Below are 13,920 nucleotides of genomic sequence, written 5' to 3'. Positions count from 1 at the left end.
GCCGTGGGCCCACGCCGTGCGGATCGTCTTGAGATATCTTGACATTGGTCATCTAGGGTTTTCCCTTAAGTTGCCGGAGGCCGCGCCGTAGATTTGGGCAGTTGTCTTTACAGATTCATTGCTCTCGCAAGCGCTTCGGCGGCGCTCCACTCCACCGCTACACCCTGGGCATCATGTTGACCAACCTGAGCATCCGTAACCTCCTGACGCTGGCGTTGGGGATTTTCTTCGTGCTGTTCCTGGCCACGGGCATCGCGGGCTACCGCATGCTGGAGCACAACCGTGCCGCCATTCAGGAACTGCTGGACAACAACGTCGTGCGCGGCGACCAGGCTCATCGCCTGGCCAGTGAGCTCTTGCGCGGACGACTTGCCGTGATGAACGCGATCGCCCGCATGAAGGACGGCGACATCGAGGGCGCCAGGAAGGTGGCGCAGCGCGCCGTGCCCTACAACGAACGGGCCGACGGCTACATCGCGCGTCTCGAGGCGCGGCCCGACACCTCGGCCGCCGGCGCTCCGCTGTATCGCGACATGATGAATGCGTACCGGGCCTACCGCGAGCAGGCCTACGATCCCTTGATCGCGGCCGCGATGGCCGGCGACATGCAGAAGTCCCTGGACCTGACCGAGCAGAAGGTCACGCCCATGGGCACCGTCTTCACCAACGCGCTGCTCGCCTATGTCGACTACGCCAGCAAGGTAGGCGAGGAAGTCTCCGACCAGGCATCGGCCAACATCGCGCGCTCGCTGGCGGTCATGAGCATCGGCGGCCTCGTGGTGCTGGTGGTCGTCGTCGGCCTGTACGCCATGTTCAGCCGCCGCGTGTTCATGCCCCTGCGCCAGGCCGCGCAGATCTTCGAGCGCATCGCCGCGGGCGACCTGACCGGCCGCATCACTGTCGCGTCCAGCAACGAGATCGGAGTGTTGTTCGCCGCGCTGCGAGGCATGCAGGACAGCCTGATCCGCACCGTGTCGACCGTGCGCGAAGGCGTGGACCAGATCTATGCCGGCTCGGGCGAGATCGTGGCCGGCAACAACGACCTGTCGTCGCGCACCGAAGAGCAGGCCGCCTCGCTGGAGGAAACCGCCGCCTCGATGGAGCAGCTGGCCTCGACGGTGCACCAGAACACCGATCACTCGCGCCAGGCCAACCAGATGGCCCGGGAAGCCTCGGACGTCGCACGCCGCGGCGGTGATGCGGTGGCCCAGGTGGTGGAAACCATGCACGACATCTCGGAAAGCTCGCGCCGCATCGCCGAGATCGTCGGCGTCATCGACGGCATCGCCTTCCAGACCAACATTCTTGCCTTGAACGCCGCCGTGGAAGCCGCACGCGCCGGAGAGCAGGGCAAGGGCTTCGCCGTCGTGGCCTCGGAAGTCCGTGCCCTGGCCCAGCGCAGCGCCAGCGCCGCCAAGGAGATCAAGACCCTGATCGACGACTCCAACGGCAAGGTGGTGCAGGGTTCCAGCCAGGTGGAAAGCGCCGGCGCCACCATGCGAGAGATCGTCGATTCGGTGCGCCGCGTGAGCGACATCATCGCCGAGATCTCCGCGGCCTCCGAAGAACAGTCCACCGGCATCCAGCAGGTCAACCAGGCCGTCTCGCAGATGGACTCGGCCACGCAGCAGAACGCCGCGCTGGTCGAGGAAGCCGCCGCCGCGGCGGCCTCGCTGGAAGACCAGGCCGGGAAGCTGCGCGAAGCCGTGGCGATTTTCAAGCTGGCGTCGCGCCAGGTGATCGATGCGCCCGCGGGGCGGTTGGAGCAGGGTGGGGCCGGGGCGCTGCAGTTGGCGGCTGCGTAAGTGCTGGGACAGTGGCCGGGCGCCTATGTAGGCATTCGGCGCCGGTGCTGGCGGGTTGCGACGGGTCGGAGAGACGGCGCGATGGCCAGAAAGTGCAAGCCCCGCTTTTGAACTGTCCAACTTCTGGGGGTCAGTTCATTTCGCGGGGCTCGTCGCATTGCCGGAACAGAAATGCGCGCTCCGTCAACTGACCTTTCGTACCGGCGGGATGGTCCAGGATCCATCCAGGATGGAGGGCTGGCTTTCGTTGGGCCAGTACAGGCGCATCATCAGTATGAATCTTCCCTTCGGCGCAGGCAGCCAGTTCGATTCCAGCTCGGGCCCCGGCGACTCTTGCTGTATCAACAAATCGATCGAGCCGTCGGGCTTTGCCTTCAGCGGCTGGCGCGCGCTGATCGAATAGCGGTTGAGCGGGTTGTCGACGAAGAAGTAATTGGCGTCGTACATGGTCAATGACCAGAAACCCGATACCGGCGGCAAGAGCCCTTTCTCGAAGGTCAATACATACTTCTCGGATCCCATATAGTCCCGCTTGACGAGCCCGCTGCCCGATTTCAGCGACGTCGGGTAGATCGCGTCCTGCGGCCGATTCGCGCCCAGGCCGATCGCGGTGATCAATGCGCGCTGGATATAGTTGGTGCCGTAAATGCCCGTCTTGGTCGTAAAGCCCCAGCCGTCAATATCCTTGATGTCGCCGTCGCTAGCCTTGAAATGCAGCATGATGCGCCCAAAAGCCAGCTCGGGTACGCGCTTGACCAAAGACGGATGGAATCTGCTTTTATCGAAGTCCTGACCCGGCACGATGCCCAGCGGGGCCAGCTTGGCCAGCATGGGGGCGTCCGCTTCAGTAGGCGGATTCCGTTTCAGCAGTTCGGCAAACAGCGTGAAGTACTCTATTGCGTCCATCCGGTTGACCTGGTCCCGGACGGACGTCTTCATGTCTATCGAGGGGTCCACCTTGCCTGCTGGCGCCACCCAGTCCTTTTCCCATTGACTGAGTGGAGCCAGTTTCACCTGATCCTGCAGCTTATGGACCTCGGCGTAGTCTTCGGGCGTGCCGGTACAGTAGATGCGGCCCAGCAGCCAGACGATGCTCGTGGGCGATTTATATTGGGTCATCCCTGCGGGAATCGAACCTTTCCACGTTGGGCCCGTCACGACGAACGTCTGTGGGCCCGTACCTGTTGTGCGCTTTCCCGGGACATCAAATACTGTTGTCCAACCGTCCAGCATCGGGAACAGCGCGTAGCGATCCTTCATGTCCGGCAGGCTGATCACCCACGGTTCATCGCCCACGTCGAAGAATGCTGTGGTGTAAAGGGTATCGGCATTCGGCGCGGTCACGTCGCGGAAGGTGGCGTCCGGATACTGCCGCAGCTTGATCACATGTCCCATCGGGCCACGGCTGCCCTTTGCCTCGGCCACGTTCGTTATGACCCGCCGGGTGATCTCCATGGTCACCAGCGGGTAAGCATAGATATAAGCCTCGACGGCGAGCGCGAGATCCTCGATGCCTTCCGGCAAATCCGCCACCACTCCCTCTGCGGCGATCGACGGGGTGGCCGTGGTGCCTAAAGTGGCTCCTGCCAGCAGGGCGAGCCCAGCCGCATTCACGTTGCGACGCGTAAGGTTCATGTTTCCCTCCAACAATAGTCTGGTGAAGTGCGATGCTGCTGCGAGACGTCTCGGGTAAGGCGATTAGCGCGCGTGGACGTTTGTGCAGCGTGGACAGGGATGACGGTCTTAACCTCCGGCGACGTACGTCCGGACCTCGGCGGCAGCGCCCGTACTCCATTGATCAATAAGCGCTTGCAGGTTGGACAGTTGAACGCCGCCTTGGTCCTGGGTCGCCTTTGCGATCCGTTCTCCGGTACCGCCACGCACGGCGGCGTACAGCAGTTCTCCGGACATGCTGTCCGTGACCCGGGTTTCGATGGCTATCGAGGCGTCGCGCGGCATGCCGCCCTCCAGGGCCGCCTTTGCTCCGGTCAATACCAGCGCGATAGGGATGTACTGGTAAGCCTTCAGGGCCTCCTTTTCCGCCCCGATAGCCGTGATCGCAATGCGCACGTGCGCTACGCCCGGACTGGCACGGTCCACCAACCGAACCTGTCGACCGATCTTGTGCCGCAGCGACTGGTCGATGGCGTTACGAATCTGCGTCAGGTTCTCCATCGACACATTCTCGGTGGGCTGAGGTTCCGGGTAATACGCGACCTGGTCGAGCCACACAGCGTTGTAGTTGGCGGGCGTGAATGCGGAGCTCACATATACCCGTCGAGTACCGCCATCGGGTGTGGTCTCCTGTTTCAGGAGGCCATAATCCTTTTGCAGAAAGCCTGAGTCCTGCGGTGACGGCGCCGTGGAGCACGCTGAAACGAGGAGCGCCGCCGATATCCCCCAAAAGATTGCACGCAATGGGCTATTGATTTTCATCGCTTTCCTTGGCGGGAACGTTAGGCCGAAAAACTGGCGCTGCCAGCCTCTCTCCCGGTCCGGGCTGCAGTGTGACGGAGTCTACGCTGCGCCGTTGTGCGTACGGCTATCTTCCTGTTGTTGCGTCAAAGAAATTGGCGCAATATGGCAAGAAAGTCCCAGGCCCGGAAACTAGTATTTTTTCATTCCAAGGCGATCCGGCGGGTCAAGGCTGGGGCTTGCATGGGTAGTCAGAACGACGAAAAACGATGGCTTGTGCCGGGGTCTGGAACGACGTTGTCGTCCCTCCCGCACTGTCCAGCCCACACTCGATCTCCACGCAAATCCGATTGAAGCGCTACGGCTGTATTTAGTAGACGGGACATTTGCCGTCGTAGTTTCTTTATTCAACGCCGGCCTCTGCCAGACGGCTTAGAGGGCTATGCGAGACCAGCGTGCTTGGGAGCTATGTCGCGCTCCGATGGACCCATCGGGGTCTCGCGGGCTTGATGCGCCGGCAAGCTGTCTCGCGGCGCGAAGTGATGAACGAAGTCGGATTCATGGATGATTTCCCATGGCGAAAATTCCATTGACGCGCTGCCAGTTCGTTCTTCCGTTCAAGTACATACTGGACGCGATGGGCGTGCCGGTCGAGCCCCTGTTGGAGAAACATAATCTCCCCGTAGATATGGAAGGACGCTTGAGCAGTTATGTTCCCATCAGGAACGCGCTTCAGTTCGCGGACGCGGCCAAGCGCGAGCAGGGAATTCCCGATTTCGGCTACCTGGTGGCGCGAGGCGCGAATTTCTATTACTTGAGCGAGCGCCTTCGCGCGCTGATCGTCAATTCGCCGACGCTGTTTGTCGCGCTGAAGAATCTTTGCTCCTTTGCCCATCTCGAAGATACCAACCTGACCATGTTTCTGGACTTTCACCAGAAGTCCGTCAGGCTTCATAGCCGGCTCAATGGCGTCAAGGGCATGCGGCATCTCGAGCACTCCCAATGGCTGCAGAATGTTCTACCCGTCCACGTCGTGCGCGAGTTCGCCGGCTCGGACTGGATGCCAGCCACAATGGCGTTCGAAGCCGAGTACACGCCCGGGGCCGAAGTGCAGGATCACTGGTCCAGGACTCGCTTCCTCGGCGGCCAGCAATACTCGTGGATCGATATTCCGGTGGCATACCTGAGCCTGCCTCCGCTCTCCAGTTCGGCGCACGGCGCCCCGTCGGAAGCCGATTACGTCGGTATTTCAGGAAAACTGGTGGATACGCTGAACTTGATGCTGCCCTCTTATCTGGGAGGGAAAGTCCCGACATTGATGGATATTGCCGAGATGGCGAACACCAGCAGGAGGAATCTGCAGCGCATGCTGGCCGAGTCGGGCGTCAGCTACAGGGGCATCGTGAACGCCGTCCGATTCGAAAGAGCCGCGGCGCTGCTGCGGCGCCCGGAGATCAAGATCGTCGATATTGCCTTGTCCTTGGGATATACCGACGCCGCGCACTTCACTCGCGCATTCCGCAAGATGGCAGGCGCTTCGCCACTGCAGTTTCGCAAGTCGAAGCTGGGAGATTTCGGATCGATATCCGAGACTACCTGAGCGACGTCGACATCGTCGGCGCGGCACGGCTTTACTGCCCTGATCAGCCGTACTTCCATGCAAAAAACACATGTAGGGCAATTCTTCGAGTCAACAGCCCAACCGACCGCGTATATGCGCCGCGGCACATCCATGAACCGCGTTCACATTGAGAAGCGAAATGAAGAAGACGATGATGGGGCTGATCTGTGGTTGTCTATGGGCGGGCCACGCCTTGGGCGCTGGCGAGGCATCGATGGTCGAGTCGACGACTGGTCTTGCCGCGCAGGACGAATGGGAATTTTCCGTGGCTCCCTATTTCTGGGCGGCGGGTCTCTCAGGCAAGACCGCCCAATTCAATCTGCCCGTCATCGATATTGATGCCGATTTCAACGACATTTTCGATAATCTGGATTTCGGCGCCATGGTCATGGGCGAGGCGCGCAGGGGGCGCTACAGCATCTTCGGCGATCTCATGTACACGAAAATCGGCGCCGATAGTGCTACGCCGCGCGGCATTCTGGCCAGCACGGTCGACCTCGATGTCGAAACTTTCGCCGGTCTGCTTGGTGGCGGCTACGCCGTCGTCGACGATTCGGCGAAAAGATTGGACGTTGTTGCGGGACTGCGGGTGTGGTCGGTCGATACCACCGTGACCTTCAAAGGGGCGTATCTGGACGGCGCCAAGCGCAGTGACAGCGCAACGTGGGTCGACGTGTTGGCGGGGGTGCGTGGCAATTACGCCTTCACGCCGGAATTCTCGGTTATGGGGTGGTCCATGGTCGGCGCCGGCGGGGCTGATCTCGATTGGGACGTGGCGATCGGACTCGATTATCGCTTCAGCAGGTCGGTGTCAGCGACCATCGGTTACCGCGCGGTGGGAGTCGACTACAGAAGCGGCGGATTCGAATTCGACGTCGTGCAGCGTGGCCCGATGGCCGGGCTGAAGATCGTCTTTTGATCCGCTGGTGTGCCAAGTGCTTGAATTCGTTGGCGGAGAGGGTGGGATTCGAACCCACGGTACGGGGTTACCGTACGCCTGATTTCGAGTCAGGTACATTCGACCACTCTGCCACCTCTCCGGTGTCCGTTTGCTGGGCCGGGCTGGCGCCTGGCTTTGGACGTTGCCCCAAGCGCTAGGCGCAGTGGTCGTTGGGCAATCGTCCGGACCTTCGCCTCCAAAAAAGCGAAGACCGAAACTATATCAGAAAATTTCCCGCGCGGTGCAAGCGTTGTCTGCCCGCCTCGGACTGGGGCGTTCGCCGCACCGCGCCTCGCGCCGAAGCCGCGAACTGCCAGGCGCATACCGTAAACCGCAAACCCCAAACCTCCCCCGCCACGCCGATTCTTGTCAGAATTGCATCTTCACCATCCGCCCCGGCCGCCATGCAAGTCGTCACGCTGCTTCTGCTTGCCGCCGTACTCTGCGTGCCGCTGGCGCAGCGGCTCGGGCTGGGCGCCATCCCCGGTTATCTGCTGGCGGGCATGCTGATCGGACCGTCCGGCCTGTCGCTCGTCACCGACGTTCCCGCCATTCTCAGCGCTTCGGAGTGGGGCGTAGTGATGATGCTGTTCCTGATCGGCCTTGAGCTGGCTCCGGCGCGGTTGTGGGGCATGCGGCGCGAGGTGTTCGGCGTGGGCACGCTGCAGATGCTCGCCTGCGGCCTGTTGCTGGGATGGGTGTTCGGCGTGGGCCTGCGCCAGCTGGCCGGCATGACGTGGGTGGGCGCCGTGCTGTGCGGCCTGTCGCTGGCGCTGTCGTCCACTGCGGTGGCGCTGCGGCTGCTGGAAGAGCGCGGCCTGCTGCGTACGCCGTTGGGTCGCTCCGCGCTGGGTGTGCTGCTGTTCCAGGACATGGCCGCGATACCCATGCTGGTGGCGGCCGGACTGCTGGGCGCGGGCGGACAGTCCGAGCCCTCGGCCGGCGCCGCGCTGCTGGCGGTGGTCGTGGTGGCGGCGGGCTTTCGGCTGCGGCTGCTCGATTGGGCCGCGAACTCGCGACTGCACGAGATGTTCACCGCGGCGGCGCTACTGGTCGTCCTGGGCACGGCGCAGCTGTTCGACTATGCGGGGCTGTCGGCCGGGCTCGGCGGCTTTCTGGTGGGTGTGCTGCTGGCCGACTCGCGTTATCGCGACGAACTCGAACGCAACATCGAGCCCTTCAAAGGGCTGCTGCTGGGCCTGTTCTTCCTGGCCGTGGGCATGTCGGTGAATCTGCGCGAAGCCCTGGTGTACTGGCCCTATGTACTGCTGGGCGTGTTGGCGCTGCTGCTGATCAAGGGTGTAGTGCTGTACGGCATCGCGCGACTGGTGGGGCTGCCGCATTACCACCGCCTGATGTACGCGCTGGTATTGGCGCAGGGCGGCGAGTTCAGCTTCGCCATCTTTGCCGAAGCGATGGATAACCACATCGTCACCGGCGCGGAGCGCGACCTGCTGTCCATCGTGGTGGCGCTGTCCATGGGCGTAGCGCCATTGATCCTGAAGCTGGCCGAGCGCCTGCCGCCGCGCTATGGCGGCATCCGCGGCATGCCCGTGCTGCCGGCCGGCTTCGACCGCCCCGTTCATACGGACGCCAGCCGGCAGGAGTAGCATGCCGGGTGTCATTCTTCCCTTAGCCCCCGGCTTGGCGGCTACACTTGCCGCCCGGCGCCCTCTAGGAGATTGTCCATGCTGAAAGGTAAAGTTGCCGTCGTCACCGGTTCCACCAGCGGTATCGGCCTCGGTATCGCCACGGCCCTGGCGCAAAGCGGCGCAGACGTCGTGCTGAACGGCTTTGGCGATGCGGGGCAGATCGAGACCCTGCGCACCGACATGGCCAAGCAACACGGCGTGAAGGTGCTGTACGACGGCGCCGACCTGTCCAAGGGCGAGTCCGTGCGCCAGCTGGTGGCCAATACCGTGCAAAGCCTGGGCCGCATCGACATCCTGGTCAACAACGCCGGCATCCAGCACACGGCGCTGATCGAGGACTTTCCCGTGGACAAGTGGGACGCGATCATTGCCCTGAACCTGTCCGCCGTGTTCCATGGCATGGCGGCCGCGCTGCCCCAGATGAAGAAGCAGGGCTGGGGGCGCATCATCAACATCGCCTCGGCGCACGGGCTGGTGGGCTCGCCCAGCAAGTCGGCCTACGTGGCCGCCAAGCACGGCGTGGTCGGCCTGACCAAGGTGGCCGCGCTGGAAACCGCGGGCCAGGGCGTCACCGTGAATGCCATCTGCCCGGGCTGGGTGCGCACCCCGCTGGTCGAGAAGCAGATCACCGCCATCGCAGGCAACAAGAGCATCTCGCAAGAGGACGCCGCGCGCGAACTGCTGGGCGAGAAGCAGCCCTCCCTGCAATTCGTCACCCCCGAGCAGTTGGGCGGCACCGCCGTGTTCCTGGCCTCGGACGCGGCGGCGCAGATCACCGGCGCTTCGATCTCGGTCGACGGCGGCTGGACGGCGCGCTGACTGTACATAACAAAAGGAAGACCACATGCTGTTCCTGCTGTCCCCCGCCAAGAAGCTCGACTACGACTCCCCAGTTCTGGTCACGACCCACACGCAGCCGTTGTTCGTGGACCGGGCGGCCGCACTGATCAAGGTGCTCAAGACCAAGTCGGCCGACGACATCGCGCAGTTGATGGACCTGAGCCCGGCGCTGTCCGAGCTGAACGTCTCGCGCTATGCGTCCTGGAAGCGCACCTTCACTCAGGACAATTCGCGCCAGGCGGTGCTGGCCTTCAACGGCGACGTCTACGAAGGCCTGCAGGCGGGCAGCCTGTCGGAACGCCAGCTCGAGTGGGCGCAGGAACACGTGGTCATCCTCAGCGGCCTGTATGGCGCGCTGCGCCCGCTGGACCTGATGCAGCCTTACCGCCTCGAGATGGGCACGCGGCTCGAGACGTCCAAGGGCGCCAATCTGTACGACTACTGGGGCAGCACCATTGCCGAGTACCTGAACGAACGCCAGGACGGCAAGCGCGCGCCGGTCATCGTCAACCTGGCCTCAGAGGAGTATTTCAAGGCGGTGGACCGCAAGGCGCTGAAGGCGCGCGTGGTGCAATGCGTGTTCCAGGACTGGAAGAACGGCGCCTGGAAAGTCATCAGCTTCCATGCCAAGCGTGCGCGCGGCCTGATGGCGCGCTACGCCATCGAGCACAAGGTCGCCAAGCCCGAGGGCCTGCAGGGCTTCGATTCCGAAGGCTACGCCTTCGACGCCGGCGCCTCCACCGACGACAAGCTGGTGTTCCGCCGCAAGCAGGCCTGAACGGTGCGCGGCCTGTCGCTATCCGCCGGCGCGCGGGTGTTCCTGTTCTTCTCGCTGGGATACCTGACCTCCTATGTGTTCCGCGGCCTGAATATCGGCTTCGGACCGACCCTGTCGGCCGAGATGGGCCTGTCGCCCGCCGACCTGGGCACGTTGACCAGCCTGTACTTCCTGGGCTTTGCGCTGATGCAGGTGCCGGCTGGACTGATGCTGGACACCTGGGGGCCGCGGCGGGTCAACGCCGGCATGCTGCTGGTGGCCGCGCTGGGCACGGTGGTGTATGGCCTGGCCGACAACGTGGTCATGCTGATGATCGGCCGGCTGCTGATCGGCGCGGGCGTGTGCGTCTGCCTGGGCGCGACGTTTCAGGCGCTGGCGCAGCACTTTCCGCTATCCAGGTTGCCGCTGGTGAACGGGCTGGTCATGGCGGTGGGCGGCATGGGCGGCGTGCTGGTCGGCGCGCCGCTGTCATGGCTGCTGACGCATGCGTCGTGGCGCATGGTCAGCGTGGGGCTTGCGGTGACCACCGTTTGCGTGTCCATCATGCTGTTGCTGGGCGCGCCGCGCGAGGCGGCGCGCGCCCATGCGCCGCCCAGCCTGGGCACGCAGTGGCGCGGCATGCTGGCGCTGCTGCGCATGCCGCGCTATTGGCGGCTCGTGTCCCTGCCGGTAGCGACCTCGGGCGTGTTCTTCGGCGTGCAGTCGCTGTGGATACGGCCATTTCTCGGCGAGTTCAATGGCCTCGCGCCGGCGGCGGCCGCGTGGACGGTTTCGCTGGTGGGCTTCGCCATGATGGCGGGCAATGTGGGCCTGGGAGCGCTGGCGCGCCGCGCCGAAGGCGCGGGGATGGGATTGTTCGGCTTCGGCGGCGTGTGCCAGCTGGCCTTCATGGTGGTGCAGGTCCTCATTCTTGCCCAGGCGCCGCTGCCCTTGCCGCTGCTGTGGGCCGCGTATGGGTTTTTCGGGCCCGCCAACATTCTCGTATTCGCGCTGCTGGCGGGCGAGTTCCCGCGCGACGTGCTGGGCCGCGTGACGGCCACCACCAATCTGCTGATGTTCCTGGCCATCTTCGCGTGCCAGGTCGGCGTGGGCGCCATCATCGAACTGTGGCCCGAGCAGGGCGGCGCCTATCCGCCCGAAGCGCATCGCGCCGCATGGCTCGCGTTGTTGGCCGTGCAGGCCGGCGCGGCGGCCTATTACTACTGGCCCCGCCGTGGCGCGAGCGCCGAGGTCGCGAAGGGCTCAGCCCGCGGGTGAGGCCTGCGCGGCCGGGCGCGCCGCGGGTTCGGCCAGCCCGGCCAGTTCCTGGCGGATCATGGTGCCGGCGCGCAGCATCTGCTTCAGGGGATAGGCCAGCGCCGCAAGTTCGCCCTCGGTGTCGAACTGATTGGGCAGCGACGCCGGGGCGGGCCGCGTGTCGTCCAGCAAATCGGCGATGCCTTCCAGTGCGATGCGCATGGGCTCCGGGGTGGCCGGCAGGCTGGCAAGAATGGGCACGGACGCCGTGATCTGCGAGGCCAGCACGTGGTTCTGGATCAACAGGTTGTTGAACTCGGGCACGTTGACCTGGTGCGATTGCGGCTCGCTCATCATGCGATAGAACGCCTCGGCATAGTTGCTGAACGCGATGTGCACGTTCTTGCGGGCCAGCCGCCAGGCCACGTCCGCGTCGACCACCTCGGCCGAGGCATCGGAGGGCAGGGTGGCGGTATCCACCGCGGCGGTCGAGCCCGCAGCCGGCGCCGCGACCGAATGCCTGCGCATCGCTTCCACATAACGCAGTCCCGCCTGGAGGTACTCGCGGTTGGCGCGCGTGGCCGCCTGCGCCAGGGGCTTCATGTAGCGCGCCTCCCACCATGGCAGCACGTAGCTGCACACCAAGGCCAGTGCGCATCCCAAAAAGGTGTCCAGCGCGCGTTCGCCTATCACCGCCATCGACACCGTGCCCGGCGCGACGAAGTGGAACACCAGCACCACGAACAGCGTATTGAAGATGGCGCTGCCCATGTAGTTCAGCAGCACCAGGCTGTTGCCCATGATGCATGCGGCCAGCAGCGCCGCGAACAGGATGCCGGGCCGGTCGGTGACGGTGAACAGCGCCAGCGCCAGCAGGCAGCCGATCAGCGTGCCCATCAGTCGCCAGCCATTGCGCTGGCGCGTCAGCGCGAAGCCCGGCTTCATGATGATGACGATGGTCAGCAGCACCCAGTAGCTGTGCGCCGACATGTTCTGCGTTGCCAGCGCGCTGCCGATCAGCCCCATCGCCAGCGCGGCCGCGAGCGTCACGCGCACGGCATAGCGGAAGTGCGGCGAATCGAGCCGCAGGTTGCTGGTCAGCATGCCCAGGCGCAGCTCCTGGCGCGACATGAAGCGCGTCAGCGACTTGTCGATGCGCAGGTCCGCCGTGGGCTTCGCGTCGCGGGTGTGCTGCGTGTCGCTGGCCAGGCGGTCGACGATGCGCGAGGCATTGCGCAGCCGCCGCAGCACCTGCACCATCAGGGCGACCACTTCGGGCTCGCGCTGTCCCAGCTCGTGCTGGCGCAGCTGTTCGATCTCGTATTCGATGGCCCGGAGTTCGGCCTTGGCGCTGCTGCGATATTGCGTGGCGCGGGCGCGCGACACGTCCAGCGCGATGCGGTTGAGTTCCATCGACATCTTCACCATGGCGTCGCGCGCGAACAGCAGCGCATCGTGGCCGGCCAGGGCGCGGCGCAGCAGGGCGTAGTCGGTCTGCGTGGCCACCAGCGTGTCCAGCAGCTGCAGCATGTCGACGAACATGTTCCACAGCATCACGCGCGCGTCGTCGCGATAGCCGTGGCCGCGCGGCAGGCTGCGCAGCACGATGTCGCGGGCGGCCTGGTGCTTCTCGGTCATGGCGGCCTGGCTCTGGATCAGGCGGCGGTACGAGTCGTCCAGGTCCGAGGTCTCGTCGTAGAAGCTGGCGCGCGCCGCCATGTAGTCGGCCGTGGCGAACAGCGCCACGGACATGGTCTGGCGCTCTTCGCGCAGCCAGAAGACGCGGCTGAAACCCAGGCTGAACGCCACGTAGAACAGCCCGCCGCACAGCGTCGCGGCCGTATGCTGCAGCACCTCGGCGGGTTGCAGCGGCGAGTGCATGGTCAGCGTCATCAACAGCAGGCCGGCGAAGCCGATCAGCCCGCCGCGCTTGCCGAATACGCTGAACATCGAAAACACGAAGCACTGCAGGATCACCACCAGCCACAGCAGCACCGGATAGGTGGAGGCGGCGCCGGTGAGGGTGACGGCCACCGTGCCCAGCAGCGCGCCGCCCAGCATCTCGTTGGCGCGATGCCGCTGCGGCCCGCCCGGCTGGTCGATGATGGCCACGCACTGCGCGCCGAATGTGGCCACCAGGCCCATGCTGTAGTTGCCGAACAGGCCGCCCAGCACCACCACCGGCAGCAGCATGCCCACGGCCTGGCGCACGCCGCCGAAGAAGTAGTGGCTGTACAGAAAACGCCGGATGCTGGCGATGCGCAAGTCCATGGTGCGTGCCGGTGTTCCCGTTCAGATGGCCGATGAGTCGTACGGGCCCCGGCTCGGGGTTCCCGCGGCAGTCAAGTATAGAGAGCCGCCGCACGGTTTTGGGGCCGGATGAGTATTTTTTACAGACGCGCCACCCGCGGTGCGTACGATTTGCTACCGATGCCGCAAAGCGGTACAGTTGCCCGCTTGCGCCGGCCGCCTATCCGTACCGGCGCGCGGGACTTCCGGCCCGCCGGACCACCTTCCGGCCTGCCCGTCCCAGCATTACCTGCCGTTGGCCGCGCCACAAGCGTGTGTTGCCAAGGCTTCCATTTCGACCTCCAGCGCTTCCATAGCGTTTGCACTGCGATCCTGACGGACGC

General features: G+C 64.5%; 10 protein-coding genes and 1 tRNA gene. 7 read left to right on the top strand and 4 right to left on the bottom strand.

Annotated elements, in window-relative coordinates:
• Window positions 1-173: 173 nt before the first annotated feature.
• Window positions 174-1,805, top strand: a complete 1,632-nt coding sequence (locus CAL15_RS24790) for a methyl-accepting chemotaxis protein (protein WP_086079780.1) — start codon at window positions 174-176, stop codon at window positions 1,803-1,805.
• 183 nt (window positions 1,806-1,988) lie between these two features.
• Here CAL15_RS24790 and CAL15_RS17630 read toward each other — a convergent pair whose 3' ends face one another.
• Together CAL15_RS17630 and CAL15_RS17625 are read right to left on the bottom strand one after the other, a co-directional pair.
• The gene (locus tag CAL15_RS17630; protein ID WP_086079779.1) at window positions 1,989-3,440 is read right to left on the bottom strand and encodes a DUF1254 domain-containing protein; all 1,452 of its coding nucleotides are present in this window, start codon (window positions 3,438-3,440) and stop codon (window positions 1,989-1,991) included.
• A gap of 108 nt (window positions 3,441-3,548) precedes the next feature.
• Window positions 3,549-4,241: a DUF3313 domain-containing protein gene (locus tag CAL15_RS17625; protein WP_086079778.1), complete on the bottom strand. Its 693-nt coding sequence runs from the start codon at window positions 4,239-4,241 to the stop codon at window positions 3,549-3,551.
• Between the two features lie 553 nt (window positions 4,242-4,794).
• Between CAL15_RS17625 and CAL15_RS17620 the strand changes: the two genes are divergently transcribed.
• On the top strand, window positions 4,795-5,820 hold the full coding sequence (locus tag CAL15_RS17620; protein WP_086079777.1) for a helix-turn-helix transcriptional regulator: 1,026 nt from the start codon (window positions 4,795-4,797) through the stop codon (window positions 5,818-5,820).
• Between the two features lie 160 nt (window positions 5,821-5,980).
• Entirely contained in the window at window positions 5,981-6,760 is a 780-nt protein-coding gene (locus tag CAL15_RS17615) for a hypothetical protein (RefSeq protein ID WP_086079776.1), read from the top strand.
• A 30-nt stretch (window positions 6,761-6,790) separates the two neighbouring features.
• Here CAL15_RS17615 and CAL15_RS17610 read toward each other — a convergent pair.
• Window positions 6,791-6,881 (bottom strand) — tRNA-Ser (locus CAL15_RS17610).
• 304 nt (window positions 6,882-7,185) lie between these two features.
• Between CAL15_RS17610 and CAL15_RS17605 the strand changes: the two genes are divergently transcribed.
• From CAL15_RS17605 to CAL15_RS17590, 4 genes are all read left to right on the top strand, one after another.
• Window positions 7,186-8,391, top strand: a complete 1,206-nt coding sequence (locus CAL15_RS17605) for a cation:proton antiporter domain-containing protein (protein ID WP_086079775.1) — start codon at window positions 7,186-7,188, stop codon at window positions 8,389-8,391.
• 78 nt (window positions 8,392-8,469) lie between these two features.
• Complete coding sequence (locus CAL15_RS17600; protein ID WP_086079774.1) at window positions 8,470-9,252, top strand: 3-hydroxybutyrate dehydrogenase; 783 nt, start codon at window positions 8,470-8,472, stop codon at window positions 9,250-9,252.
• Window positions 9,253-9,277: 25 nt separating this feature from the next.
• A complete protein-coding gene (yaaA, locus tag CAL15_RS17595; RefSeq protein WP_086079773.1) occupies window positions 9,278-10,051 on the top strand; it encodes a peroxide stress protein YaaA in 774 nt (257 codons plus the stop codon).
• A gap of 3 nt (window positions 10,052-10,054) precedes the next feature.
• Window positions 10,055-11,308 carry an MFS transporter gene (locus tag CAL15_RS17590; RefSeq protein ID WP_232468012.1) on the top strand — a complete coding sequence of 418 codons (1,254 nt, stop codon included), beginning with the start codon at window positions 10,055-10,057 and terminating at the stop codon, window positions 11,306-11,308.
• Here the strand turns inward: CAL15_RS17590 and CAL15_RS17585 are convergent.
• Window positions 11,294-13,558 (bottom strand): FUSC family protein, encoded by a 2,265-nt coding sequence (locus CAL15_RS17585; RefSeq protein WP_086079772.1) that lies wholly within the window; start codon window positions 13,556-13,558, stop codon window positions 11,294-11,296. The genes CAL15_RS17590 and CAL15_RS17585 overlap by 15 nt on opposite strands.
• Between the last annotated feature and the right edge of the window lie 362 nt (window positions 13,559-13,920).

The organism is Bordetella genomosp. 13 (assembly GCF_002119665.1).
Classification (GTDB): Bacteria; Pseudomonadota; Gammaproteobacteria; order Burkholderiales; family Burkholderiaceae_B; genus Bordetella.
Note: the sequence above shows the minus strand (reverse complement) of the source record. Positions and strands in the feature narration are given on the sequence as shown.

What these genes read in the sequence shown, in the direction of transcription:
- CAL15_RS24790 (WP_086079780.1), top strand. Translation starts at nt 174, where the DNA reads ATGTTGACCAACCTGAGCATCCGTAACCTCCTGACGCTGGCGTTGGGG.
- CAL15_RS17630 (WP_086079779.1), bottom strand. Translation starts at nt 3,440, where the DNA reads ATGAACCTTACGCGTCGCAACGTGAATGCGGCTGGGCTCGCCCTGCTG.
- CAL15_RS17625 (WP_086079778.1), bottom strand. Translation starts at nt 4,241, where the DNA reads ATGAAAATCAATAGCCCATTGCGTGCAATCTTTTGGGGGATATCGGCG.
- CAL15_RS17620 (WP_086079777.1), top strand. Translation starts at nt 4,795, where the DNA reads ATGGCGAAAATTCCATTGACGCGCTGCCAGTTCGTTCTTCCGTTCAAG.
- CAL15_RS17615 (WP_086079776.1), top strand. Translation starts at nt 5,981, where the DNA reads ATGAAGAAGACGATGATGGGGCTGATCTGTGGTTGTCTATGGGCGGGC.
- CAL15_RS17605 (WP_086079775.1), top strand. Translation starts at nt 7,186, where the DNA reads ATGCAAGTCGTCACGCTGCTTCTGCTTGCCGCCGTACTCTGCGTGCCG.
- CAL15_RS17600 (WP_086079774.1), top strand. Translation starts at nt 8,470, where the DNA reads ATGCTGAAAGGTAAAGTTGCCGTCGTCACCGGTTCCACCAGCGGTATC.
- yaaA (WP_086079773.1), top strand. Translation starts at nt 9,278, where the DNA reads ATGCTGTTCCTGCTGTCCCCCGCCAAGAAGCTCGACTACGACTCCCCA.
- CAL15_RS17585 (WP_086079772.1), bottom strand. Translation starts at nt 13,558, where the DNA reads ATGGACTTGCGCATCGCCAGCATCCGGCGTTTTCTGTACAGCCACTAC.